At 59.2% G+C, this 25,656-nt stretch carries 18 protein-coding genes and 7 pseudogenes; 9 read left to right on the plus strand and 16 right to left on the minus strand.

What is annotated here, in order from left to right:
* Nucleotides 1-21: 21 nt before the first annotated feature.
* The 3 genes from CO664_RS24080 to CO664_RS24085 form a co-directional block, all read right to left on the minus strand.
* A complete protein-coding gene (locus CO664_RS24080) occupies nt 22-1,158 on the minus strand; it encodes an IS3 family transposase (protein ID WP_234820332.1) in 1,137 nt (378 codons plus the stop codon).
* Nucleotides 1,041-1,307, minus strand: coding sequence for a transposase (locus CO664_RS31330; protein WP_028002672.1), 267 nt, complete (start codon nt 1,305-1,307; stop codon nt 1,041-1,043). The genes CO664_RS24080 and CO664_RS31330 overlap by 118 nt, the downstream gene beginning before the upstream one ends.
* Before the next feature lie 312 nt (nt 1,308-1,619).
* A complete protein-coding gene (locus tag CO664_RS24085) occupies nt 1,620-2,441 on the minus strand; it encodes a DUF3800 domain-containing protein (protein WP_158254934.1) in 822 nt (273 codons plus the stop codon).
* A 244-nt stretch (nt 2,442-2,685) separates the two neighbouring features.
* Between CO664_RS24085 and CO664_RS24090 the strand changes: the two genes are divergently transcribed.
* From CO664_RS24090 to CO664_RS24110, 5 genes and pseudogenes are all read left to right on the plus strand, one after another.
* Nucleotides 2,686-5,016: an AAA family ATPase gene (locus CO664_RS24090; protein ID WP_097540141.1), complete on the plus strand. Its 2,331-nt coding sequence runs from the start codon at nt 2,686-2,688 to the stop codon at nt 5,014-5,016.
* Nucleotides 5,013-6,920, plus strand: coding sequence for a UvrD-helicase domain-containing protein (locus CO664_RS24095; protein ID WP_097540142.1), 1,908 nt, complete (start codon nt 5,013-5,015; stop codon nt 6,918-6,920). Before CO664_RS24090 ends, CO664_RS24095 begins: the two co-directional genes overlap by 4 nt.
* A 559-nt stretch (nt 6,921-7,479) precedes the next feature.
* Nucleotides 7,480-11,577 carry a restriction endonuclease gene (locus tag CO664_RS24100; protein WP_097540143.1) on the plus strand — a complete coding sequence of 1,366 codons (4,098 nt, stop codon included), beginning with the start codon at nt 7,480-7,482 and terminating at the stop codon, nt 11,575-11,577.
* Nucleotides 11,578-11,579: 2 nt separating this feature from the next.
* Nucleotides 11,580-12,674 carry a phospholipase D family protein gene (locus tag CO664_RS24105; RefSeq protein WP_097540144.1) on the plus strand — a complete coding sequence of 365 codons (1,095 nt, stop codon included), beginning with the start codon at nt 11,580-11,582 and terminating at the stop codon, nt 12,672-12,674.
* Nucleotides 12,675-12,868: 194 nt separating this feature from the next.
* A pseudogene (locus CO664_RS24110) lies at nt 12,869-13,070 on the plus strand (transposase domain-containing protein); the annotation flags it as partial.
* A gap of 19 nt (nt 13,071-13,089) precedes the next feature.
* Here CO664_RS24110 and CO664_RS24115 read toward each other — a convergent pair.
* Nucleotides 13,090-13,230, minus strand: a pseudogene (locus tag CO664_RS24115) (DUF1612 domain-containing protein); the annotation flags it as partial.
* 641 nt (nt 13,231-13,871) lie between these two features.
* On the opposite strand from CO664_RS24115, the gene CO664_RS24120 reads away from it, so the two are divergent.
* From CO664_RS24120 to CO664_RS24130, 3 genes and pseudogenes are all read left to right on the plus strand, one after another.
* A complete protein-coding gene (locus CO664_RS24120; RefSeq protein WP_097540145.1) occupies nt 13,872-14,789 on the plus strand; it encodes a recombinase family protein in 918 nt (305 codons plus the stop codon).
* A gap of 125 nt (nt 14,790-14,914) precedes the next feature.
* Nucleotides 14,915-15,169 (plus strand): type II toxin-antitoxin system VapB family antitoxin, encoded by a 255-nt coding sequence (locus CO664_RS24125; protein WP_097540146.1) that lies wholly within the window; start codon nt 14,915-14,917, stop codon nt 15,167-15,169.
* A pseudogene (locus tag CO664_RS24130) lies at nt 15,169-15,270 on the plus strand (type II toxin-antitoxin system VapC family toxin); the annotation flags it as partial. The gene CO664_RS24125 and the pseudogene CO664_RS24130, both read left to right, overlap by 1 nt.
* A 120-nt stretch (nt 15,271-15,390) precedes the next feature.
* On the opposite strand, the pseudogene CO664_RS24135 reads toward CO664_RS24130, so the two are convergent.
* The 8 genes and pseudogenes from CO664_RS24135 to repA all read right to left on the minus strand — a co-directional run bounded on the left by CO664_RS24135 (nt 15,391) and on the right by repA (nt 21,280).
* Nucleotides 15,391-15,898: pseudogene (locus tag CO664_RS24135) on the minus strand (RES family NAD+ phosphorylase).
* A pseudogene (locus tag CO664_RS24140) lies at nt 15,895-15,984 on the minus strand (XRE family transcriptional regulator); the annotation flags it as partial. The pseudogenes CO664_RS24135 and CO664_RS24140, both read right to left, overlap by 4 nt.
* A 202-nt stretch (nt 15,985-16,186) precedes the next feature.
* Entirely contained in the window at nt 16,187-16,411 is a 225-nt protein-coding gene (locus CO664_RS24145; RefSeq protein ID WP_234820325.1) for a hypothetical protein, read from the minus strand.
* A 248-nt stretch (nt 16,412-16,659) separates the two neighbouring features.
* Nucleotides 16,660-16,890 carry a cold-shock protein gene (locus tag CO664_RS24150; RefSeq protein WP_097540147.1) on the minus strand — a complete coding sequence of 77 codons (231 nt, stop codon included), beginning with the start codon at nt 16,888-16,890 and terminating at the stop codon, nt 16,660-16,662.
* A gap of 73 nt (nt 16,891-16,963) precedes the next feature.
* Nucleotides 16,964-17,116, minus strand: a pseudogene (locus CO664_RS24155) (OST-HTH/LOTUS domain-containing protein); the annotation flags it as partial.
* Between the two features lie 533 nt (nt 17,117-17,649).
* Entirely contained in the window at nt 17,650-18,864 is a 1,215-nt protein-coding gene (gene repC, locus CO664_RS24160) for a plasmid replication protein RepC (RefSeq protein ID WP_097540249.1), read from the minus strand.
* Nucleotides 18,865-19,021: 157 nt separating this feature from the next.
* A complete protein-coding gene (gene repB, locus CO664_RS24165; protein ID WP_097540148.1) occupies nt 19,022-20,002 on the minus strand; it encodes a plasmid partitioning protein RepB in 981 nt (326 codons plus the stop codon).
* Nucleotides 20,003-20,056: 54 nt separating this feature from the next.
* Nucleotides 20,057-21,280 carry a plasmid partitioning protein RepA gene (gene repA / locus CO664_RS24170; protein ID WP_097540149.1) on the minus strand — a complete coding sequence of 408 codons (1,224 nt, stop codon included), beginning with the start codon at nt 21,278-21,280 and terminating at the stop codon, nt 20,057-20,059.
* A 569-nt stretch (nt 21,281-21,849) separates the two neighbouring features.
* Here repA and CO664_RS31335 point away from each other — a divergent pair.
* A pseudogene (locus CO664_RS31335) lies at nt 21,850-21,972 on the plus strand (aldehyde dehydrogenase family protein); the annotation flags it as partial.
* Between the two features lie 635 nt (nt 21,973-22,607).
* Here the strand turns inward: CO664_RS31335 and CO664_RS24180 are convergent.
* From CO664_RS24180 to CO664_RS24195, 4 genes are all read right to left on the minus strand, one after another.
* Entirely contained in the window at nt 22,608-23,489 is an 882-nt protein-coding gene (locus CO664_RS24180) for a zincin-like metallopeptidase domain-containing protein (RefSeq protein ID WP_097540150.1), read from the minus strand.
* Between the two features lie 220 nt (nt 23,490-23,709).
* A complete protein-coding gene (locus tag CO664_RS24185; protein ID WP_097540151.1) occupies nt 23,710-24,759 on the minus strand; it encodes a Fic/DOC family protein in 1,050 nt (349 codons plus the stop codon).
* Nucleotides 24,760-24,822: 63 nt separating this feature from the next.
* Nucleotides 24,823-25,029: an antitoxin VbhA family protein gene (locus CO664_RS24190; protein ID WP_097540152.1), complete on the minus strand. Its 207-nt coding sequence runs from the start codon at nt 25,027-25,029 to the stop codon at nt 24,823-24,825.
* 120 nt (nt 25,030-25,149) lie between these two features.
* Complete coding sequence (locus CO664_RS24195) at nt 25,150-25,482, minus strand: DUF736 family protein (RefSeq protein WP_097540153.1); 333 nt, start codon at nt 25,480-25,482, stop codon at nt 25,150-25,152.
* Nucleotides 25,483-25,656: the final 174 nt, after the last annotated feature.

Consider the following 25,656-nt stretch of genomic DNA (forward strand, 5'->3'; position numbering starts at 1 on the left):
AGAGCGAATGCCCGCAAACCATCAACATCGCAGCCTGCTGTGGGCAAGGTGGTGGGGATCGAACTTCTCATCGACGAAGGCGGCAGCCGCGCGGACGGTGACGGTGACCTTGCCCCCAAGTTTTATCCAGTTTTGAGTTCGCTCCAGCGGTTTTGGGTTGCTGCAGTTGCGGCGGTAGCGGCGGGTTGCGGTGCGGAGCCATTTCGGCTGCGCAGCACCACGTCGCGGGCTGATGGTCTGAGCGAACTCGGCAGGTGTCAGCCAGCCGAGGCCAGAGTGTGGTCGGTTATCGTTGTAATCGCTTCGCCAGTTTAAAAGCGCTGATCGGGCATGGGTCAGTGACGAGAAGAGAGTCTCATTCAAGAACTCGTCTCGCAGACGCCCATTGAAGCTTTCGATGAAGGCGTTTTGGATCGGTTTGCCCGGCGCGATGTAGTGCCACTCCACCTTGGCTCGGTCCACCCATTGCAGGATCGCGCTGCTCGTGAATTCGCTGCCGTTGTCGCTGACGATCATCTTCGGTTTGCCGCGCTCCTCGATGATCCGATCCAGCTCACGGGCAACCCTCAGACCGGAAAGCGATGTATCGGCGACAAGTGCCAGGCATTCCCTGGTGCAATCGTCGACGACCGTCAGAACCCGGAACCTGCGTCCATCGGTGAGCTGATCCGATACGAAGTCCAGCGACCAACGATCATTGGCTGCCATCGGGATCAGCATCGGCGCTCGCGTGCCTATCGCTCGCTTGCGGCCGCCGCGCTTGCGCACTGTCAGCTTCTCTTCCCGATAGAGCCGGAAGAGCCGCTTGTGGTTCACACGGTGACCCTCACGCCTGAGCAGCACATGAAGGCGTCGATATCCAAAGCGGCGGCGTTCATGCGCCAGCGCCTTCATCCGCTCGCGAAGGTCATGGTCATCGCTGCGCCTGGTTTCATAACGGATCGTCATCCGGCAAAAGCCGATGGCTTTACACGCCCGCCGTTCGCTCATCTGGTGGCGATCCATCAGATGCGCGACAGCGTTCCGCCTTGCTGCGGGCGTCACCACTTCTTTCCCAAAAGGTCTTTCAAAGCGGCATTGTCGAGCATGGCGTCTGCCAGGAGCCGTTTCAGCTTTGTGTTCTCGTCCTCCAGCGCCTTCAGCCGCTTGGCCTCGGATACGTCCATGCCGCCGAACTTGGCCTTCCACTTGTAGATGCTGGCGTCGCTGACACCGTGTTTGCGGCAAAGCTCCGACACCGGCGTGCCCGCCTCGTGCTCCTTCAGAATGCCGATAATCTGTTCGTCCGTGAAACGATTGCGCTTCATTCCCTGGTCCTCTCAATGGGCCAGAGCTTACTTCAAAATGGATTATTTCAACGGGGCAAGGTCATCGGTGGACGTCATCGCGCGGTGGGATGTCGACAACAACAGCGGCTTCCGAGGGAACGAGCGATGTCAGTTCGTACATGATTTCGACGAATGTTGCGTTCGTACCGCCGTCAGGTTAATTCGGTTTAACGAAAAATTCCTTGCAACAAATCATGGGGTACGATAGTTATTCGGTCGGGCCTGGCCCGCGAGATCGCCTTTGCGGTCGCCCAAAAGCCTCGATGGAAACGTCGGAGGCTTTTTGAGTTTTTAGGCCTTCCGTTCGACATTCTCAAAGCAGCTATATTTGGATCCGAGCATCGGCCGCTCGTCTTCCTTGATATGGCAGTCAATCAGCTTTCCGTCCTCGATCAGGCGCTGGTAAGGACGATTGCTGGCGTGATAGGCGCCCATGCAGATCGGCCATAGATACAGATCCGCCAGTTGCGCCATCGGCGAAGTCTTCTGCTTGGTCTTGAACTCGTAGAGCGTCTGGGTCAACTGCTCGGGGGTCAAGGGGCCGTACTTATCGGAATTGTCCTTAGCGAACGGCATTCCCTCCGCCTTTAGAGCCTTGTAGTAGCCCTCTAGGTTCGCATCTTCAGCTTTGTTGCAGCGCTCAGGATGCACGCGCAGCTTCATGCCCTGGGCGATAGCGTATTTCGCGGCGCGTTCGACGACGACAGTGAATGCTGTTTTGCAGAGCATCCAAGGATTCTGCTTGTACTGCTCGAGGTATCGTCCACAGTATCCGGGACGGTCGACAGTGCACGCGATACCGACCACGGGCGCCTCTCGCATCAGAATATAAAGTTCCTCGTAGAATGCTCCCAGTTTGTCCTTCCCCCAGCCCCGCAGGAAATCGAAGTTTTCGTTCTGCGATCTGATTTCCGATGAGTGCAACGGCGCCGTGATTTCCCATTTTTCACAGAACTTTGCGTGAAGGTCTCGGGCGTTGTCCTCTTCGTCACTTCGAACCAGGATGCCACCGAGTGCGAACCAGTCATACCCGTGCGCCGCTTTCTTCCCGACCTTGTGGGTGGGATGTCTAGTTCCGGAATCGTCGAGGTAGAGGTTCAAGGTGACAGGCAAGGCAATCTCTCGTGACAGTCGATCGGATTCGTTCTACTCGACTACTGATACCCGCGAATACATAATTTTTGCTCACTATCATTTCATCATCCACCTTGATGTCACTCAGTACCTGGTCAAACTTGCGGCAGTCGGTGAGGAATGTCGCACGAAGCTGGCGGCAGTCAGGCGGCTGGCGAGAAATTTGTCGGAAGAACATGCGCGATTGTGGTAGCACTTCACGTCGTCCTGAGTGGGGTAGAACGTGCGTATTGAATTTGTTGAAATAGCAAACTTCCGAAAATTACTTTCAACGAGGGTTGGCCTATCACCCGAAAAAACCGTGTTTGTTGGAGCAAACAATAGCGGAAAAACGTCAGCGATTACTGCTTTGCGTTATTTCCTCGTCGACCGCGAGCGCTCCAGTTTCTGCTTCAACGACTTCACGCTCGCACATTGGCCCACAATCAACACAATGGGCGCCGCTTGGGAAGCTGCACATGTCGAGAACCAGGCGTTGCCGCCCCCCGAATGGGATTCAGTATTGCCATTCCTCGACGTCTGGCTTCACGTCGCCGAGGACGAAGTGCACTATGTTCAAAAGATCCTTCCCACCCTCGACTGGGATGGTGGATTGCTCGGCGTGCGGATGCGCCTGGAGCCGAAAGATGCCGCTCAACTGCAGCAAGAATATGTGACTGCGCGCGCCCAAGCTTTGGCGCTGCAGGCGGCAGGCGCCGCGCTGGCCGCAGAGCAAGGCAAAGCCGCCGCTACCTTTCAGGTGGCCATCTGGCCGCAGAACCTTGTCGAATTCTTGCAGCGCCGGTTAGCGGCTTTCTTTACAGTCAGAGCCTACGTGCTCGATCCTGCCGCCTGCACCGATCCAGAGCATGGTAGAGCCAATCCGCAGGCGCTTGATGGAAGCGAGCCGATCGACGGAGACCCATTTCGTGGCCTCATTCGCATCGATGAGATCAGTGCTCAGCGCGGTTTCGGCGTGGCAGGTGAGGACAACGGCGAGGACGCCGCCGTCACCGTCAGCGGATCGCGGAAGCTGTCTGTCCAGCTCCGCCAATACTATACTCGCCATCTCGATCCCTACGAGAACCCGGACGCGCAAGACCTCCTTGCGCTCAAGGCGATCGAGGAAGCCCAACAAGCCTTCAACTTGCGGCTGAGCGACGGCTTCAAGAGCCCGCTCAAGGAGATGCACAAGCTCGGTTATCCGGGTGTCACGGACCCGAAACTGAACATTTCGACACGGCTGCGCCCTGTTGAGGGACTGAACCACGACGCGGCCGTGCAGTTCGTCGTGCCGATTCATGATGGCGAAGCCGCCACCGACCTGTATCTCCCAGAGGATTCCAACGGGTTGGGCTACCAGAACCTCATCTCCATGGTCTTCCGTCTCATGGCCTTCCGCGACAGTTGGATGCGGGTTGGCAAGGCCAAGCACAAGGCTTCCGACGACACAATCATCCCGCCCTTGCATTTGGTGCTGATCGAGGAGCCCGAGGTGCATCTTCACACTCAGGTCCAGCAGGTTTTCATCCGTCAGGCGCACAAGATTTTGCGCAACCATCACGACCTCGGCACGGGCCAGAATTTTGTGACGCAGATGGTGGTTAGCACCCATTCCAGCCACATTGCCCACGAGTGCGAATTTGACTCGCTTCGCTATTTCCGCCGCCTGCCGGGCGGCGAAAACGCGATCCCAACCTCTTGCGTTGTCAATCTGGAAAATGCATTCGGCGCTGATCCGGACACCAAGCGCTTCGTGACACGCTACCTGCGCGTCACCCATTGCGATCTATTCTTTGCCGACGCGGCGGTCCTGATCGAGGGGCCGGCGGAACGGATCCTCGTGCCCAACTTTGTAAATTACCATACGGAATTCGAGAGGCTCTCGGAGAGCTACATCACTTGGCTTGAGATCGGCGGCAGCCACGCCCACAAGCTGCGCAGCTTGATCGAGAGGATAGGGCTCACCACACTGGTTATCACCGATATCGATTCCTGCAATGCCGCGGGTGCCAGCGCGCCGCCGGTTCGGGGGGCTGGCTGCACAACCCGTAACGCAACCCTGCGGACATGGTGGCCCATCATCAATGATCTCGATCCGCTGCTCGACAAGCCCGAGCATGAAAAGGTCAAAGCCTACGCAGACGAAAATTTCTCGGTGCGGGTAGCCTACCAGTCGCCCATGCAGGCGACGTTCAAAGGCGAAACCGCCGAGGCGCTTTCCTACACCCTGGAAGACGCGATAGTGATGGCGAACCTCGACCTGTTCGAGACATTGCCGGGGACCGGACTCATTGCTAAATTTCGTACCGCCATCGCTAATAGTGCGGATCTGAATGCCCTGAGCGACGCACTCAAGACGGCGCTCGAAGGTGGCGGAAAGGCCGAGTTCGCGTTGGACTTGCTCGAAATCGAAGACCCGCGTTCGCTGATGCCGCCGGCCTATATCAAGGACGGGCTGCTCTGGCTGGCTGGCCAGCTTGAGCAGAAGCAGGTCGAACTTGGCCTAGCTCAGATCGCAGAAAACGACGACGCGCCGCCGGCGGGCGAAGCCCCTGAGGAGGCCGCAGCGTGAACAACCTTGCAACCGCAACATCGAACGTTACGCTCGACGACCACGTTGAAGATGAGCTGGCCGGATTCCTAAACTTGGAGAAGCCCACCAGCTTCTTCCTCTTTGCGGGTGCTGGTTCGGGCAAAACGCGCTCGCTGGTGAATGCACTGAACTATTTGGCGAAGACCTATCGGGATGTTCTTCGCCTGCGCGGTCGGCAAGTTGCCGTCATCACCTACACCAACGCCGCCTGCGACGAGATTACCCGCCGGACCGAATACGATCCGCTGTTCGTGGTGCGCACCATCCACAGCTTCGCCTGGTCGCAAATACAGGGATTCAATATCGATATCCGCGCTTGGGTGAAAGACAACCTGCAGCGCGAGATCGCCGAGCTTCAAGCCGAAGAGGCGAAGGGCCGAGCGGGCACCAAGGCATCGGCCGCTCGCCAAGCCCAGATCGACTCCAGGCAGCGCCGGTTGGATCGGCTCGCGGAGATCAAAACCTTCACCTACAACCCTAGTGGCGACAACCGCGAGCGTAACGCGCTGAACCACAGCGAAGTCATTAAGATATTCTCGACCTTCCTACTCACGAAGCCGCTTATGCAGCGCATGTTTGTCGAGAAGTTCCCGTTCCTGTTGATCGACGAGAGTCAGGACACCAGCCGCGCGCTCATCGACGCTCTGTTCGTGGTGCAGAACGCACATGCCGATCGCTTTTGCCTCGGCCTGATTGGTGACACGATGCAGCGCATCTACCCAGATGGCAAAGAGCGGATCGAAAGCGAGATACCAGAGAACTGGGCGACGCCTGAGAAGAAGCTAAATCACCGCTGCCCGCAGCGCATTGTGCGGCTTATCAATCAAATTCGCGGCGGCGCTGACGACCACAAACAGGAGCCGCGCGACGACCGGCCAGAAGGCTGGGCGCGGCTCTTCGTGTTTCCAATCGATGCACCGGACAAGCCTACCCTGGAGCAGGGAGTCCGAGACTATATGGCGGGGCTGACCGGCGATCGGGATTGGTCCGATGCCGACAGGTGCAAGATTTTGACCCTTGAACATCACATGGTAGCCCGGCGGATGGGCTTTCTCCAGATGTTTGAGGCACTGGCTTCCGTGGATGATTATCGGACGGGTTTCCTTGACGGCAGTTTTGCACCGACCCGATTCTTCACGCACAATGTTTTGCCGCTGGTCACTGCGCAACAGAAGAGCGACAAGTTCGCGGCAACTAAGTTGGTGCGCGAAAGCTCGCCACTGCTCAGCAAGGAAACTCTGAAGAGCAACGACAGGCCGATTGCGCAGCTCCGCACCGCTCAGGCCGCGATCGACAGCCTTATGACCCTCTGGGTAGACGGCGACCCCACCTGCGCCGCTATCGTTGCGAATATCGCCGAAACCAATCTCTTTGCCATCCCCGATAGCCTCAAAGCAGCCTTGGCCGCTAAGCAGGCGGCGGCAGAAACACCCGACGATGAAGAAGCCGATCCTGTCAGCGATCAGATCGCTGCTCTTATTGCCTTCCTCGACTGCTCGTTCACAGAGATTGCACCCTACGCTGCCTATGTCGCGCACAAGGCCCCGTTTGACACCCATCAGGGGGTGAAAGGCTTAGAATTCGAGCGCGTCATGGTCCTCATGGATGACGGCGAGGCCCGAGGCTTTCTGTTTGGCTACGACAAGCTGCTGGGTGCCAAAGCGGCAACGGCCGCCGACATCAAGAACGCCCAAGATGGCAAGGAAACCTCCCTCGACCGAACACGACGCTTATTCTATGTGACTTGCAGTCGCGCTCGATCCAGTTTGGCTCTTGTCGCGTATTCGCCCGATCCGGCTGCAGTTCGTGCGCATGTTATCGCAAACGGATGGTTCGCCGCAGGCGAAGTCTTGTCCGAGATCCCAGACATCCCTAACGGATGACGTTCGCATGAGCTTGGCTGAAGACGTTCGGCAATGGTTGATCTACGCTCACCCCGGGGGTAGGCACTGCTTTCGCCAGAGCCAAATCTGCCTCTGAAAGTCCGAACAATGCGCTGATCAGGCTTTAATGTGCTCGCGGAATGCGGTCGCGTCACGCTCGTGAAGCGCTTTTTTGGCGCGGCGTCAGCGCTGCCAGCAGGGCATCATGCATGACGTAGACTTGGTTCTACGTTTCGTCGTTCTCGGCCCGCGGGACGAGATTCGAACCGCAACTGTAAAATACCACCCAAGCGTAAGTCCGATTTTTTTCCGCCTCGCTCTCCAGAAGCGGCCAGTCAGCATACGGCCACAATTGAGACGCTCGGATCACACTGGCCAAGTATCCGCTCCTACGACAGGAGCCGGCAACATGCCGCCCGTCCGGCAGCGACCATCGCTGCCAATGGCCCGTGCGCGAACCGCAGTCCACGCCAATTGGCGCAGAATCGATCTTTGTCTGCTTAACCCTCGACTTCGTGTTGTATAAAGCGAAAGCAATGCATCGAATCATCGAGACAGTATGCCCCACGATCTGCCGCCCATCCAAGGAAACCTGTTCACCCGTGATTTCCTCGCCGAGGCCATTCGACAGACGCCCGAATATCTCGGCATCAATGATCATGCCCTGGACCTGTTCGCGGCGGACCTCCGGCAGCTCTTCGAGGCCTTGCCCATCAAACAATCCCCGAACGAGAGCCAGACCGAAGACGATCTGATTTGGCCAGTCTTGTCGCGTCTGGGATGGAGTTCGGCCTTGCGCCAACAAAATCTTGCGGCACGCGGACGGGAGGATGTTCCGGACGGCGTGCTGTTCGAAAATGAATCGAGTAAAGCGCAGGCAAATACTCACCCTGAAGAATGGCGGCGATACGCACATGGCTTGGCGATCGTCGAGTCGAAGCGCTGGGGCCGCCCGCTTGACCGGCGCACCAGCGGCAAGCGCGGAGCCGAAGAAGCTTCGGCGCCGTCTACCCAAATGCTTCGCTACCTCCGTCGCGTGGATGATCTCACCGGCGGCAAGCTCCGCTGGGGAATATTGAGCAATGGCGCGCGCTGGCGGCTGTATTATCAAGGTGCCAAGTCGGTTTCCGAAGATTTTTTCGACATCGATCTCGCCGATTTGCTCGCGATTGAAAGGAGCGGGACACCGTCCGCCTCGGAGGCGACGCGCCGCCACGGCCTGCGCCTGTTCTTAACGATCTTCCGACGCGATGCATTCGTCGCGGAAGGTCCTTCGGGCTCGACCTTTCATAGGCGCGCGCTGGAACAGGGGCGCTATTACGAGGAGCGGGTCTCAGCCAGCCTGTCTTCGCTCGTCTATGACCGCGCCTATCCAATGCTGTCCCGTGCAATCGCCGAGGCCGCCCCCGAGGCGCCACTCTCCGAGGTGCGCGATGCGGGTCTGGTGCTGTTGTACCGGTTGCTGTTCTTGCTTTATGCCGAAGACCGCAATCTGCTGCCCGTAACCGATCGCAGATATAATGACTATAGTCTTCGCAGCCGCGTTCGCGAAGACGTCGGCCGCCGTAAAGACCAAAATGATATCTTCTCGACCACCGCCTCGCGCTATTGGTCCGTCATCGACGACCTAACCCGTGCCATCGACAAGGGCGACGCCTCGATCGGCCTGCCTCCGTACAATGGCGGCCTGTTCGACGGCGACCGTACGCCGCTACTCGCCAAGGTGCGCGTCAGCGACGCCGTGGTGGCAGATATCATCGACGCATTGTCCTTCGATCGCACCGAAGGACGGCGACGCTACATCAATTACCGCGACCTCTCCGTACAGCAACTCGGCTCCATTTACGAGCGCCTGCTCGAGCATGAGTTGACCGGCGAGGACGGCCTCGTCGATGTCCGTCCAAACCGTTTCGCGCGCAAGAATTCAGGGAGCTATTATACGCCCGACGAGCTCGTTCGGCTTATTGTTCGCGAAACGCTCGAGCCGATGATCACGGATCACCTGGAGGCGTTCCGACAGCATGCCGAGCAATTGGCAACAGACAGTCGTCCCACCGACCGACGACTGGCCCTGCTGGACCATCTCGATCCCGCAGTGCGGATGCTGGATCTCAAGATCTGCGATCCCGCCATGGGTTCCGGCCATTTCCTGGTCAGTCTGGTCGATTATCTGACGGACCAAGTGATAGCCGCGCTTGCCGAAGCCGAAGCCATGGTCGACTGGGGCGAATATGTCTCACCGCTGGCGGAGAGGATAGCAAACATCCGGCGTACCATTCTGGCAAATGCCGACCGCAACGGATGGATGGTCGAGCTCGACCAGCTGGACGATCGACACATCATCCGCCGCATGGTGCTTAAACGCTGCGTCTACGGCGTCGACAAGAATCCGATGGCCGTAGAACTCGCGAAGGTCTCGCTCTGGCTGCACACCTTTACCGTTGGCGCGCCACTCTCATTTCTTGACCATCACTTGCGCACCGGCGATTCCCTGTTCGGCGCCTGGGTCAGTGACACGATGTCGGCCGTCGTTAAGCGCGGCGGCAAGCCATTGTTGCTGCACGGCTCGATTCGCGAAGCCATGGGCTCAGCGGCGGCGATGCGCGTCATCGAAGAGTTGACCGACGCCGAGATCGCGGAAGCGCGCAATTCCGCCGACATGTTCGCGGGCGTACGCATTCGCACCGCGCCCCTCGATCGGTTCATGGCAATGCTGCACGCGCTCGATTGGCTGAATCTGCGCAATAAGGAGGATCGATCGGCAATCCAAGCGTGGCTCGATGGCGCCTTCGGGGATGCAATCGATATCGCCTTGGGCAAGACCGCTGTACCGACGACACGCGCAGACGGCATGCGCTTTGCCGCCATCTTGGCTGAGGCGCGTGCCCTCGTCGATGAACAGGGGTTCCTCAATTGGCAAGTCGCCTTTCCCGGCGTGTGGGATGAGTGGGAGGCGGACGGCCTTCGTGGTGGTTTTGACGCTGTGATCGGCAATCCGCCCTGGGACCGGATGAAACTTCAACAGGTGGAGTGGTTCGCCTCGCGCCGCGCCGAAATCGCTCTCGTCGCGCGGGCCTCCGACAGGATGCGCATGATCTCGTCGCTGCAGGCGAGCGGCGATCCGCTCGCCGCCGACTTCGCTCATGCCGCGGGACGGGCTGAAACGGCGGCTCGCGTAGTGCGCGACGGCGGGGATTATCCCTTGCTGTCAGGCGGAGACATCAATCTCTACTCTCTATTCGTCGAGCGCGCGATGCGTCTAGTCCGGGGCAACGGCATTGTGGGCCTGCTAACGCCTTCTGGGATCGCCTCCGACAAGACCGCCGCACCGTTTTTCAGGAGGGTTGCCACCGGCGGCCGGCTGAAAGCGCTCTATGATTTCGAGAATCGGCGCACGAACTACCGCAAAGAGCCGTTCTTTCCCGACGTCGATAGCCGGTTCAAATTCTGTGCCTTTGTAGCGAGCCCTGAGCGCCGCTTTGCGCAAGCGCATTGCGGGTTCTTCCTCCAGGCAACCGCCGAGATCGCAGATGCCGAGCGCGCCTTTCCGATAACCGCCGCTGATTTCCGCAGCGTCAATCCCAACACCGGCACCGCGCCGATTTTTCGCTCGGCCCGTGACGCCGCCTTGATCACTGGGATCTACGGCAGGGTACCCGTTCTCGCCGATCATGGCGTGCCGGAACATGAACGCAGTTGGCAGCTCCGTTACTGCACCATGTTTCACATGACTAATGACAGCCACCTGTTCCGCACAGCAAATGAACTGGCCGCCGACGGGTGGTATCCCGTGGGGTCGAGGCATTGGCGCAAGGGCGACCAGGAGGCTGTCCCGCTCTACACAGGGCGCATGTTCCATCAGTTCGATCACCGTGCGTCGGGGGTCGAGGTCAACGATGAAAATCTTCACAATACGGCGCAAAGTGACCGCACAAGCGGCGCCGAGAAAGCGAACCCAAACTTTCATCCCACGCCGCAATATTGGGTTCCCTGGGACTACGTCGAACCGAAACGGCATTGGGCCCTCGCCTTTCGTGATATTGCCCGACCGACCGACGCGCGCACTATGATTGCCGCCATGCTTCCCGGCGCCGCCTACGGTAACAAGGCTCCGTTGCTGCTCATGGACGATCCAATCAATGCGACGATGCTGCTTGGCAATCTGAACGCGTTCGTTCTGGATTTTGTCGCCCGTTCGAAGATTCAATCGGCCAACGCCAATTGGTATATCGTCGAACAGCTCCCTATCTTGCCGGTGAGCGCCTACGACCGCACCTTCGGCGACCTCAGCGCACGCGAGATCGTGACTCGAGACGTCTTGGCGCTAAGCTACACGTCCCATGAGCTGGCAAAGTACGCGGGAGACCTTGGATTTCTCGACAATGATGGCGGGGTGAAATCCCCGGTTCCGTGGGATGACGATGACCGGGCACAAAGGCGTGCCCGGCTTGATGCCCTCTACTTCCACCTCTACGGAATCGCGATCGAGGAGGCCGACTATATTCTCTCGACCTTCCCGATCATCCGCCGGCAAGACGAAGCGTCCTTCGGATACTTCGCGAGCCGTGACCTTATCCTCCACCAAATGAATGCACTGGAGGCTGGTGATGTGAACGCCGTGATCCGCCGCGGCGGTCCCATCGCAGGAGGGGAATGATTATGGGCCTGACGCTCAGTCACCAGATCAGCGGAGGGGCGGAAGATTTCTGTCACCGACTTAATGAGTTGTTCAAGACAGCCGGGCTGAAACAAGTCCGCTTTGCCGTCGCTTATGCACGGTGGGATGGACTGGGACTGATTTCGGAAGCCTTGGAGGCCTTCCTGGAATCAGGTGGACACTTCGAATCCATCTATGGCGCCGGTAACGGCGTCACAACTTCCGACGCATTGCATTATGGGCTCCTGCTAGCGGCGCGGTTTCCGGGAAGGACCTTTTCGGGATTTATTGAGGACACCCACGCAAATGCGATTTTCCATCCAAAGTTCTATGAGTTCCGGTTCGCGGATCGTGTGATCGCGATCATTGGGTCGCCCAATCTGAGCGGCGGCGGCTTGGCACGGAACGGTGAACTGGCGGTCGAGCTATCTTTGAGGCTTGGCGATCCGATCGAGACTGAACTTTCCGCCTTCTGGGTATGGGCAAAGGGTGCAGCGACGAAGGTGTCGGTGCCCGAGATCCACCGATTGGCGCACGCGCCGGGCGCAGGACGAGAGCGACGCGACGAAGTCGGCGGCGCCAAAACCGGCAAGCCATTTCTGAAAGTAAAGGCCAATCTGTCGCCGAAACCAATCTTCCAGAAAGTTCTTGATCTGCCGGCCGCCAAAACCAAGAAGAAGCATGAGCTCCTTGCCGACATGGGGTCGATCAGCGAACGGCCGGTTCACCTCTACCTTCAGATTTTCGAAAAGGAGACGGGTGGCCAGAAGGGCAAACCAGGATCCGCCGTGCAGCTGCCCGTCGCGACGTTGGGCGCCTATTTTGGATTGGCGAAAGGAGAAGGGCGCGTCATCACCTTTCGGTTCCCTGGTGAGGAGATCACCACCAAGGTCATTCACAATACCAATCATACCCATCAGGTGAGACTAAGTCCCATCTTCACCGTGAAGCGCCCGGCGATCATATATTTCAAACGAATTGCAGAGGATGTCTACGATGCGAATTTCGTTCCCCCCGGCGCATATTTGAGCACGTTGGAGGCAAAATGCCCGCAACAAAGCAGGGCCGGTGCGCGAAAGTGGGGGATGTTTCTTTGAAGCGCAACTTGGCGAGCCTGTCGCAAGTTTCCGTTTTTACCTCATGCTGAGCGTCGCCGGCCTCGGCCAAATATCTCCCGAACAGTAAATGTCGAAAGGCTTCAGATTGCGGCTGCCCGGGCGGGCACTACGCGCTGCCTGATGTTCATCGTTCGTTCGGCCTCAGTGTGTCTCGGCGAACAGTTCTTGTTCTGACCCCTATCACGAGAAAGAACTCACTCTTCGCCGGCAGCGACGGCGGCGAAGGACCAGGTGGCCATCGCGACACTGCTGCAGACCGCAAGAATGAACAACGTCGATCCGCTCGCCTGGCTGACGCAAACGCTCGAGCGCATTGCCAATGGTTGGCCGGGCAACGAAGTCGACGCGCTCATGCCGTGGAACTACGCAGCCTGAACGGCCTCAGCTCGCCGCTTACGTTTGACGACGTTCGGCGGCCGATGAGCTTTCGCTCCATCATCCGCCGCGCCAGCGCCAGCCGATCATGCTCCTTCAGCCCGATTTCGGTCGTCGCGCCGAGGCCGTAGGCGATCGCCAGCGGCCGGGTCTCGCGGTTGTGACGCATCCGGCTCCCACCTCCGAGCGGGCGATGCTCTTATCAGGCGCGCCCGCGCGATGCCGGATGGCGGTAAAGGCCTCAGCACCAATCTGACTATTTTCATGAACAATTAACCATATGAATTAATGTCTGTATTTCCATAAACGGAAGCTAACTCCAAACATTTTTCCGTCATCCGGACGCCGCTTTCTGCGTCGCCTCACTATCGATAGGGACCAAGTATCGATAGCGATGGATTTGGAGGCTCAGACGCAGCTATCTCGGCGGGCCTGGACGGTGGATTCCCCGGAAATCCAGGCTTTTCAGCCGGTTTCAGCGGAACCTTTCGGCCCGATCGCGTGGAGGAGCCTTGGACGGAGCGGCTGGCTACGGAGCTGCCGCCAGACGGTTCTCCCTCCCTGGGCCATCCAAAACGACAAGCCGGGATGGCGACCCCTTCGAAACAGCTGATTTTGCGCCATTTCGCCCACAGAACCCCGCTGGCGCGGTTTCGCGACGCTTGCGATCCATCGGTCATCCGCACTGTCACTTCGAGTCTGGCGGGCTTCCATTCCGGTCATAAAACACGCTTGCAAAGGGCCGTTTTCTGACGCATGTCTTATCTGTACAAACAGCCCCAAAACGGCCGATAAAATCCGATGGCGAAAGCTTCGCATCTCAATCCCCCTCCCCCGCCGAAAAGGCTCATCGGTTACGCCCGCGTTTCGACAGACGATCAGCTCAACGACGCCCAGGTCGACGAGTTGCGCGCGGCCGGCTGCGATCGGATTCACCAGGAGCAAGGGTCGGGCGCATCGCGGGCGAGGCCGGTTCTAAACAAGCTGCTGAAGGATCTCACCGCCGGCGACGTGCTCGTCGTCGTTCGCCTGGATCGTCTGGCCCGTTCGGTCAGCCACTTGCTCGACGTCATCGAAGACCTCGAGACGCGCGGCGTGCATTTCCGCTCGCTGCGTGATCCGATCGATACCTCGACACCGCAGGGGATGTTTTCCCTGCAGGTGCTCGGCGCCGTCGCCCAGCTCGAGCGTGCGCTGATCGCCGAGCGAACGAAGTCCGGCATGCAGGCTGCCAAGAGCCGGGGCCGGCTTGCCGGCAATCCGGGGCTTCGGGAACGGCGACCGGAGGCGATCCGTGCGGTTGCCGCAGCGCGCGAGCGCGCCTACCTCGATGAACTGATTGCGTCGGCGCAGACGTGGCTGCCGGCCGTACGGCAGCTGCGGCCGCGGCACAGCTGGGACGATGTCGTGCGCATTCTCAATCGTCGAGGTCACGACTGGACGGTCGAGCGGTTGCGCCGGGCGGTTCATCGGATGGTGCGCGAAAAGCTCGCAGATCCGGAACTGCTTAGCCGATCCCCGCGTCGGCCGCCCGAGCATCACCTGATGCGGCTGGTCGCCGGCATCGCGATCGCCGATCCCGATCTGTCGCTACGCGACATTGCCGCCCAATTGGACCAGATGCAGGAGCGGCCGCCACGCGGCGGCAGGAAATGGCAGCCGTCTTCCGTCAGGGCGCTATTGGACGAGGCGCGCCGGTTCGGATTGGTTCGCTCCTGAGCGCCGGGTTCATGAGCCGACCAAGCTTCTTGCCAGCGTGCCTTCGTTCGGCCGCGTAGCATCTACCCTTGCACCTGGGGCGCCGCTAGGTAGAAAATAGACAAATAGGAACCAAGGGACCAGCGATGGCGCTCAGCATCAAAGATCCGGAGACGGAACGTCTTGCCAAGGCACTGGCCGACAAGACCGGTGAAACCATCACCATGGCCACCCGCCGCGCGCTGGAAGAACGGCTGCGGCGCCTCGCAAACGCCGGAAATCGCGATGTCCTTCTGGAGGAGCTTGCTGCCAGCCGTAAACGCTGGGCGAAGCTGCCTGTGCTCGACAGTCGCTCTGCCGACGAGATTTTGGGATATGACGAAAACGGACTCCCCAACTGATGGTGATCGACACCTCCGCGATCGTCGCCATCGCCTTGAATGAGCCGGAAGCGGAGACCTCCGAACAAAAGATCGTGGATGCTCCGCGACGCTTCATCTCCGAGGAGTTCCTGCGAACCGTCTAAAAACCGGCGGAAGAGGAGATGCACGGGGCTCGATAGTGGCCGACAGCTTGAGACGAGGTGCACCACTTCGACACGAGTAAGGCGCCGCCGCTTATCCTATTTCCAGGAAAGCTGATCTTTGGGTAGCCGGCCGCTAGGATCGTTTACAACGACTCTGTGCGGAAAATCCGGTCCCCACTTCCAGAGGACAAGGTTTCGATCATCCGCCTCGGCGGCCCGGCGCAAAGCTTGGCACCAGAACGCCGACGGTGCCACGCGAGATCAGCCGATCATAAACTGCCCAGGAGGCGGGCCGTCTCGCCTCTTCAAGGGCTGTAGCCCAGCTACAGGTCATCTCCTCCATGGAGACGGAAAATGCACCCCTCCCCTCCTCCGTGGTCAGGTCGGCCACGTCCTCGTCTCATACGAGCGCGCAGGGATCGATCCGATGCGCAAAGCCTTAATTGGTTTCCTTGACGGCCGTCATAATGCTGAGCGCGAGGTAATGCGCCGGCAGACCTTTCGGATTGAAGCGTGCGCCCCTTATGGCGGCTCCCTCTCCCGAGGTCGGTTTGAATGCCCCGCGTGGATCATGTGCTCTGTAGCAGGTCCCGGCGAACCTCAAGCAAAGCCCCCAAGGGCCATAGGATCGAGGTAATCTCGGACGGCCGCTGCCTTGCCGTCCTTCACCAACGACTGCGCCGTACGACCGGAAGCGGTCAAATGCGTCTAGGGCCGACCTTTGTCTTCCCATCGCGGCCTTATGGACGAGCGGCGCGGCTGATCGTCTAATCGTGACTCCGCGGCGAAGAATGAATCGGCTCGCTTCTCGAACGACTGCCATTCTTCCGGTTCGGCCTCCGCCTCCGATCGATCGGGCCGGTCGGCGGCCAGTGTCGCCTTCCCCCAGGCTTCAGCACGCTGTATCAGCGACACCATTTCGCCCTTCAAGCGATGCCAGCGCTGCAGGTCGCCGGCGTGCTCGAGGTTCTGGCGGTTCGTAGAACACGCCGATCGCCTCGCCGGCCGCCTGTCGCTCCGCCTCCAATTGTTCTTTCAAGCTCTCCAGCTCGGCTTTCCCCGCAAAATACTGTCTCATCACCGCGATGAGCTCACGGTCACTGTCGCTGATTTCCACGCCCCTGCTCCGTCGGATTCCTCGTCGCAGCCAACGATCGATAAGAATTGCAAATCGGAATAGAGTTCCTGCGAAAATGGCAAAAAAAGCCCGGCTCGGGAAGACATGAACCGCTTTGCCGCCCGAGAAAATGTCGCGCAGTAAGCTATCAACCTCGGAGAACGCGTGGCTCCCGCGACGTTGTCTTGCTACAATCGCAAACAGAAGGGCCGGGCAAAAAACCCGACCCTCCGACGATCGCGTCGCAATCAAGCTGAGGCCCGGAGGTTGTCCGCCGACATCTTTCCGGACTTGCGATCCTTCACCAGCTCATAGGTGATCTTCTGGCCATCGTTGAGACTACGCATCCCTGCCCGTTCCACGGAGGAAATGTGAACGAAGACATCGGCGCTGCCGTCATCCGGCTGGATCAAACCAAAGCCCTTCGTTGCGTTGAACCACTTTACCGTACCGGTTGCCGTAACGCTTGCTTTGATCATTGTCTTTAGCGAGCCTCGGGGCTCGGCTGACGCTCTTCTTTGCGCCCGCCCTGATAGACGCTTCTGGCCTCAGGCGAAAGCCAAACCTGCGTGGGCCGAAGTCGGGCGCCAGGTTCAGGAGCTGCTTGCCGACGGTGCCTAGATTGACTCAGCCGTCCTCGGTGTCCTCCTGCGACAGCACCTTCTTGATCGGCGGAACGGCGGCGTTCGCCGGCTGCAGCGGCTCCGCGATCGCACTATCCCGCTTTCCTGCCGGCACGCTCATTTGCCCAATCTGCCCTGGCCTCGGCCTTGGCATTCAGATTACTGAGATGGCCGCCGAGCACGCGCTCTCGGCAGGCGCGCTATCTGCGCCTTAGCGGTTAATCTGGCTATCCTTATTGCCGCTGGTGTCGAGAACGGCCAAATTGAGGTCAATGCGTTGAATTTCCATCGCATTTTGCCGAAATTGCCGGTCGGCAACTTTCTTGAGCGCGGCAACGGCACGTGTTTAAAGCCACGGGGACTCGATGGACCCTCTAAACACACCCCAAGCCTTGCTCGTTGGCCCGCACAACCCTCATAGGCACCACCTTTCGGTCTACAGGCCGAGAGGTTCCGCACCTTGGCTCGAGTGCCCAAAACCCCTTTCTCCGCGCCCTATCGATCCGAGTGTCAACGCCTCCATAACAACCTGCTAGGGGCGGGCATCACATTGGATTCCCCACTCTAATTCGCGTTTTTGCCGGCCGGCAACTACGCGCCGCAGCCAACCCACAACTATGATGCCTTTCGCGTGCTCCCCGCCCGCGCTCGAAGCAGTGCCATTAGCACCGGCCCCAGAGAAAACTCGCCGCGGCGCGCTCTAGAAGTGAGTTCACGCAGGTAGCCACCGGCCGAATTGATGTGCCCTGCCCGCTCGAGGATACACCCCATGACCGCGGCCGCATTTTCCGGCCCCATGACCGCGCAGGCATCCTGGTAGGCGGACGGACTGACAGCAAGCGTCGAGCGAACCACGACTGCCGCCTGCATGAGGTCGCGCCAACTCGCTACAGCGCCTTCCGGACCATAATCGGCAATGGTCGGGCAGGCCTGCAGCACCATCCCCAAGGGAAACCCCTTTATCGGCTCAGGTGGCCGCTCATTGGTCTTGCTCGGCTTCGCGCCCTGCTCTTTTCGAGAGCTAGGTTCAAGTTCATAAGTGGATTCTGGTTTTGAATTCTGTTTGTGCCGCTCAGTTTGATCAGGATTGCCGCTCAGATTTCGAGCTTTTATTCGAATTTCCAGGAGGTTGGATACTTCGTCGCGCAACATCTCCATCTCTTCAAGGACAGGTTCTATCGTTCCGGCCGTAGCGGCGCGCGGAATGGATACGACCAGACTGCGGTAGTGCTGGTGTATGGCTCCCCAATCGCCGTCGACCCCCTCGTCGAGAGCGACCTCGATCAACTTGCCGATGTCGCGCCGGCAGATCGCCAGGCGCTCGCGGAGCCTTCGCAACTGCAATCGCTCCGCCTCGACCTCGGCAGCCATTTGCTCGATCTCACGTGCGCGAGCCAAGAAAGGTGCAAGCGAGAAACCGAACGCCTCGTCGATCGCACCGTCTCCGTCCTTGCGGGCGTAGCGCTTGCCGTTCGGGCTGTCCCGGCGAGCCAAGAGCCCTGCATCGACAAGCGCCGCGATATGGCGCCTCAGCGTTGCTTCTGCCATGCCGTGAGCGCGAAGCGACAGCTGCATGTTCGAGGGAAAAACGATGAGTCCGTTTTCCTCCGACAGGGTTGCCTCCGGATAAAAGCTCAATAGGGCATTCATCACCGAAAGCGCACGCTCGCTGATACCGAGTCTTGGCTTCGCCTCGCAGAGCGAGCGAAACAGCTTCCACTTGTCGGCTGATGTCTCGGGCGCGATTTCACGCGACATAAATTGGCTTGCCAACATGCCGAGCGTCATCGACCGCCGCCCGAAAGGCGTCGTCACACTTCCACTTTGCATCTTCATTCACCTACTTCGAGGCAAAAAACGTCCGCTCACCCGTTCCGGTGCCAAAGACTCTTGACTGCGATTCGTGGAAATGCGATTCTCAGGCTGCTAAACGATGAGAGAGGCTTCCACGATGGTTACCGTCTGGGGGCCTTTTTCTTTTGCGCGTTCAGTCTTCCTTTCGATCTGCCGCCGACAGGAACTCGGCATACAGCCGATCCAGGTTGTCAGCGACATATTGGCCGAACCGGCCGGCATTCTTCGACTTCATCGAGAGCACGAATGCCTTGCCGGAGTTCGAATACTGGGCGGACACAGACTTGTCCTCTGGCTGCCACGTTTCCTTGACAGCAAGCGCCGTTTTCCTGACGGGCTTTGCCGAAGTTGAAAGAGCACTAAACAGTGTGTTGAACCGCTCGTCGCTCGAAAGCGAACCGAATGCGGCTCCGCCGATGACGTCCTCTACCTTTGCCGCGTTCGTCGCCTTTCCGACCAGCAGCGAGAGTTCGAGCCAGCGGTCGCGCCCCGTCGATGGAGCAGGGCCAATGCTCTCGATTACCGCCGGCAAAATCCGCTCGGTTACGCTGAGCATCTTGGAGACCGCGGTCTTGTCGGCCGCAAGCGCCGAAGAGATAACCGAACGGTCGTAGCCGAGGGCCTCCAAGCGGGCGGCAAAACTGGCGCGCTCGATGAACGAAAGATTGGCGCGGGCTGAGTTTTCCTGGCCTTGCGCGATTACGTGCGTACGATCATCAAGAGCCTTGACGACCGCCTTGACCTTGCGGCCAAGCTCTCGTGCAACCCGAGCTCGACGATGCCCAAAAACGATCTGGTAATGGCCGGAGATGGTCGGGTGTGGGCGCACGAGGATCGGCGTGTCCTGACCACGTTCTGCAATCGCCGCCTTGAGCTCCTGGAATTGTCCCTGGTCGTCCGCCAGACGATCGATCACAAATGAGCCCTCGATCGTCTCGGGATCGAGTTCGACAACAGCTTCCCCCTCGAGGAACTTTTCGGCCTGCCGTGACAACTCATCGAGCGAGCGCACCATGCTCTTCGAAGCACCACGCATCGGATAGGCCGGCGCCGCCTCAGCCTGCGAGATTTCCGCTGCGTCTACCAGACCGGCCAATAGGTTCTTTCTCGCCATATGCCTGCTCCGTTTGCCTTCAATCTACAGGACGTCCTCGCGAAGTTGCCTTCCTCAGCCGACAATCTTCCTGCCCCACGATGCGTGGACGAGTTCTGCGATCTCAGCATTGACTGCGTTCAAGGATTCCATTGCCCGTTCGTAAGTCGACCGTGTCATCTGGCTCTTGTCGACTTCGTAAAGCGTCTGCTTGGTGATGCCGGCGTCGGAGACGGCTGTCGATTTCACCATTTGGTTCTTCAGCACGAACTGATGGAACAAGGTCTGCATGAAGCCCACCATCTGCGCCTGCGGTCCGTCCATCGGCTCGTATCGAGTGATCAGGTAGCGATACCATTCGAGATTGACCGCAGCGCCCGCATCGCGGATCGGCTTCAGGATGCCGCCGAGCATCAAAAGAAACTGGCCCATCGACATAACGTCCAGCATTTGCGGATGGATCGTGATTAGTACGCTGGTGGCCGCGGTCAGGGCGGTGATCGTGAGATAGCCGAGTTGAGGAGGGCAGTCGATCACGACGACATCATAGCGATCATCGACTTCGGCCAGCGCGCGCGAAATCCGCGTGAAGAAGGTCTTGCCGTCGTTCGAGCTCTTGTTCGACATAGCAAGAGGAGTGTCGTACTCATACTCTTGGAGCTCGAGGTTCGCGGGTACGATATCGAGACCGGGAAAATTGGTCGGCTGGATGATCTCGCTTATCGGTCGACGCTGTTCGTCATAGCGGATCGCGTCATAGAGCGACGGCGCCATGTCGAGCTCTGGCTGAAATCCGTGAAGCGAAGAGAGCGAGGCCTGCGGATCAAGATCCACCGCCAGGACGCGATGCCCGGTAAGCGCCATATACTGCGCAAGATGGGCGGCAGTCGTCGTCTTGCCCGAGCCGCCCTTGAAATTCACGACCGCGATGATCTGAAGCTTTTCACCGGCGCGCCTGTGCGGCACGTAGTTCCGCGCTTCCGACCGGCCGTGCTGATCAAGATACTGACGCAGTTCCACCATCTGCTCGGCACTATAGGACCGGCGACCCGACGAAGAGGTCTGGGGGAGGGGGCCTTTTCCTTCGAGGTGGAGCTTCTTCAGCGTGCTCTGCGAAACGCCCAGAAACTGAGCAACTTCCGAAAGAGAGAACTGACGAAGCAGTTTCTTGGCATTCGGCGGGAACTGCTGCATGCTTAAGAGATGCAGCTTCTTCGAAATCAGGTCGCCCTGTTCGAGGATGAGATCCTCGAAATGCATCGGCTGCGCAGGAGCCGTGGACGGCGAATTAGCGTTCATTGAAGTGGAACTCTCGAATAACGATTTTTCGGTCTGAGAACTGACATAACCGTTATTATGTGCGATTCTAGCCGACTGACAAGGAATATAGAGTTAACAAAAGGTTAATGCCGCGCCCCCAGCGGCCCCGCGCGCTCGCAATGCGCCCGGCTTTCTCCTTTATTCCTAGTCACTTAGAAGGCCGCTCCCGGTCTACTAGCCACCGGCATTTTCGCAGGGGACAAATACGGCCGTTCGCCTGACGACGAAACGTCACCTCGAAATAGCGTTGTGTTTCTTCCCGCGACTCACACGACTCAGGCTTGGTGGACACATCGAGTTCGGAGTTGCTGCCGTTTCCGGGACGCCCGCCTGGGCATCATTATACTGCGTTAATTGCGGATCCCGCAGCCCGGCGGCTGCCGAACGCGTTCGCGCCCAGGATCAGGCGGTTCGCCCAAGCCCGGATGGCGGATCGGCGTCAAATCGACAGCAGCTGTTATTAGTTGAGAAGGGCGGGGTTGTTCAGGGGAGCCCGACGCGATGACCTCAATTAGACGCTGCTTATCGAGGACGACAGTATCCCTCCGAACACCGAGCTGATTTCGACAGAAGTGGCGCCTTTTGGCGGCATCAAAAAGTCTGGGCAGGGTAGGGAGGGATCGAAATACGGTCTCGATGATGACACTGAACTCAATTACCTTTGTCTGACGTGTCACGATCCTCCTGATGACCTGAGCGGCGCCCTTTCGAAGACCACCATGAGGGCGGCGCCCCTGTTGCCTGCTTAAAGATGGAGCTTGTTCATTTTCCATCCAACGATCCTCTTCTCACATTGGAAGGGCTATGTTGATGGTGCAATGGTGCGTCTGCATGCCACATGTAGCAAAGTGCCTCTGAACTACGAAGCACGCTTTACGACTACTGACGACTTCCATCGTGCACAGCCGCGCCAAGGCTGCTTCAGCATAGTTCAGTGCCGTCTTAACTGCTACCGCTCCTCATCGGCGAAGGCCGGTTAGATAGCCTGAGATCGCGTTGAGGGGAGGTCGCGAGTTAACTTATTCGTCGCCAGTGAAAATGTATCTCCATGAGCAGCGGCTCAAATTCTCCTTGAAAAAAGTATAATTCGGAATACGTATCGAGAACGACTTTGCTGACAATCTCGCTGCCATCGTCTTGACTGAATTCTTCGCCCGCGGGGAACTCGCTCCTGTCAACGGGCGTCCCCCGCCCTCAGATTCTGCATCACACGCAAATAGTGACATGCTCGTCTGGGCCGACGAACAAACCGCCGGCCGCGACGGAGTTCGCGACCCAGTTCCCCGCGGCGAACTTTTGCGCGGGATCAGACTGGCGGAATGCCAGTCGTTTGAAGCTCGTGCAGATAGTCGGCTGCTGCCTGGGCTTTGGCGGACGCGGTGATGATCGCCCGCTTGTCGTTCCTCAGCACCTTGAGCCAGCTTTCCAGGTAGGTTGCGGTATTGTCGCGGGGATCGTGGGCCACTCCGAGATCCGCGCCGAGGAACGAAGCGGAGAGCTCGGCAACCAGCTCCTCCATGGCGTAGCTTTCACTGCCGAAGCGGCCGCTCAGGTCACGGTCGAGGCGATGCTTTGCACCTGACCAATGCGACATTTCGTGAAGCAAGGTCGAGTAAAGGTGAACCTCGTCGACGAAGCGTGACCGATCGGGCATGAGGATGTCGTCGGGGGCGGGGCGATAGCAGGCGGTCGGCCCGCCGTAGGTGATCGCCGCACCCGTTTTGCGGACGAAGATCTCGACGGTCTCAAGCTGCGGAACTGGCGTCGCCGGCAGCTCCTCAACCGGTCGATAGAACCGGTCCGGAAGGCTCTCGATCTGCTCGACGTTGAAGACCGTGTAACCCTTCAGATAGGGAATTGCGCGTTCGTCGTCATCTTCGCGCTCCTTGGGGGTGAATGTGCCGTACTTGACAACGAGGGCACCCTTCTCGCCCTTTCGGACTTGTCCGCCGAGATCCTGAGCTTGGCGGTAGGTCATCCAGGTGTTTTCCTCGTAGCCGGCGAGCTCGCTTGCGAGCCACAGCATCAGGACGTTGATCCCGCGATAGGCTTCGCCTGTAGCGCGGCGCGGAACGAGGGAGCCGCGGCTGTTTCCGCGCCAGGGCCGGATCCACGGCTTTGTGCCGGCTTCAAGCTGCTCAATAATGGCATCGGTGATGCGCTGGTAGGTGTCCTTGATGCTCTGCATTGCCGTCTCCTTCCGTTGGTTGACGGCAAAAAACGGAGATAGCCGAAGCGAGCCCAAGCACCCGAAGGGCCGCAACAGAGTGGAGGACCGCGCCAGCGGTTGCGTGGGGGAGGGGCTATCGTAGCTTGTCCGTCAAATCACCCAACGGAAGGAGAGGGAGCAGAGCGTCGGCGCCTCCTGCTCACGAATAGTTCTTGCAGCTTAAAAGCCGCTCGGCCGGTTACCGCCCGCGATCGTCGTCGTCGCGCTCACGGCTGCGCTTTGCCGTCATTTGCGCCTCGATCGCCTTCAACTCCGGGTTCAGGTCCTGCTGTGGCGGTCTCGCTGGCGCCGGCTGCGATTGCGCCTCCTGGGCCGGCTGTTCTCTCCTCATTCGAGAAAACTCCGACCGGGCAGTGAAGGTAATTTCCTCGTCGTCCGGCAACCTCTCCGGCAAATCCGCGCGATCGGCGGCGACAATCCCTTGATCGGTCACAAGGCTGGCAACGCGATCGTCATGGCCGAGAACTGTTCCCGTGATCTGCTCGCCCGAGCGGGCGGTGCGAACCTGGTGCTGCAGAGGCTCCTCGCCGACCTCCCGCAAGTCTTCGAATGCGGATCGAATGGCCTCCCGACGGCCCGGGTTCATCGCATCCTCAATCACATGCTTCATCGCGGGACTGGACGGGTCATTTGTGGTCTCGATCGACGCCTCGATCATGCGCGGCTTGGTGATTACGGAAAAATCGATCTCTTGGCCGTAATGGCGGCCCAGCTCGGAAATGAAAGCCTCTTGAGCACGCCCGTTGCCCTCTCTGAATGGATGCACGTAGTTCAGCTCTGAGAGGACCATTGCGGCCCGGTCAGCAAATTCCTCCGGCGTTGCATTGCGAAGGGCCCGCGGATCTCGGATCGGCTTCAGCGCCTCGTCCAGGCCCATTTCTATCCGCGAGCCGGGCAGGAAGGACGTGCGCCCCTTGGAGAGACCGCCGATTGGCTCCACCGGCTGGCCGTCGACAATGGGACTTTCGTTGCGCGTATGACCAGCCCACTCATAGACGTCCTGAAAAATGTACCCGTGAATCGCCTTCAGATGTGCCGTGTCGAAATCACCGCTCGGTCCACGTCCCTCGGTTATCTCGATCTGTCGGATGTTGGTCAGCGCGTATTCGGCCGGTCGAAGTTCGGAGTGCGTCGTCAGGCTCAGTTTGTTGCGCAGGACGCCAGTGCGATCTGGGTCACCGGGAACGTCGGGGTAGGTGTAAGAGCCATTCGGCTGGTCGCTTGCCAATCGATTCCTCATAAAAAAGCCGCCCGGGAATGCAGGCGGCTTGTTCAAATCACTGATCGAAGATCAGGCGCGCTTGAAGCGCGCCAGCATCTCTTCGCGAAACTCTTCCGTGGTAATCTCGCCGGCGACATAGCGAGCGTTGGCTGCCTCGAGCACCGGATCGTGAACGTAGCCCTGCCGGATGTTGGCAGCGCGCGCCTGCTCGACGGCCTTGCGCCGCTTCTCGATGGCTTCCGGGGAACGATCCGGACGGCGGGAATGAACGTTCATCGGCAAATCTCCAGTTACGGGCCACCCTAGCAGGAAAAGTGCTGGAAATCCAGCACTTTGCCGGGTTTTCCGGTCTTTCGACGGTGGGCGCCCGGCTGCTCGCCGGGCGCTGTGGGCGGATTAATCGCGGGGTTCCCATTCGATGATCGCCTGCAGGGAGGCGTCGTCCTGGCCGGGGAACCGGCCGAGATTGGCGTTGTAGCGAAGCTTGCGGATCGAGAGGGTGTAGTACGGCTTGCCGTCCTGGTTCTCTTTCTTCCAGATGCCGCCGACCTCGATGTCATGGCCGCGCGGTGACTTGGCGTAGACGCGGTGCGTCGGGGCCTTTTCATTGTCGGACTCGAACGGCACGACCTTGACGTCCATGTCGCGGTCGATAGTGGAGATGAGGCCGGCGCCCTTCGCGGTGTCGAGCTTGTCGCCGTCAAACTGGATGTAGTTGGTGATGTTCATGTCTTTCACTCCTCTTTGGTGGTTGCGATGATCGTTCCAAAGGCACGGCGGAAAGCGGTGCGCACCGTAGGCCGGAGCGTGAGCGGAGGAGGCGAGGGGACGCAAAAATTTGCTTCGCGAGGAAGCCGAAGGCGGGGAAATTATTGTGGCGTCCGCTTTGCGTAAACTGCGTCG

Origin of the sequence: Sinorhizobium sp. NG07B (assembly GCF_002532005.1) — a bacterium.
Taxonomy (GTDB): domain Bacteria; phylum Pseudomonadota; class Alphaproteobacteria; order Rhizobiales; family Rhizobiaceae; genus Sinorhizobium; species Sinorhizobium fredii_C.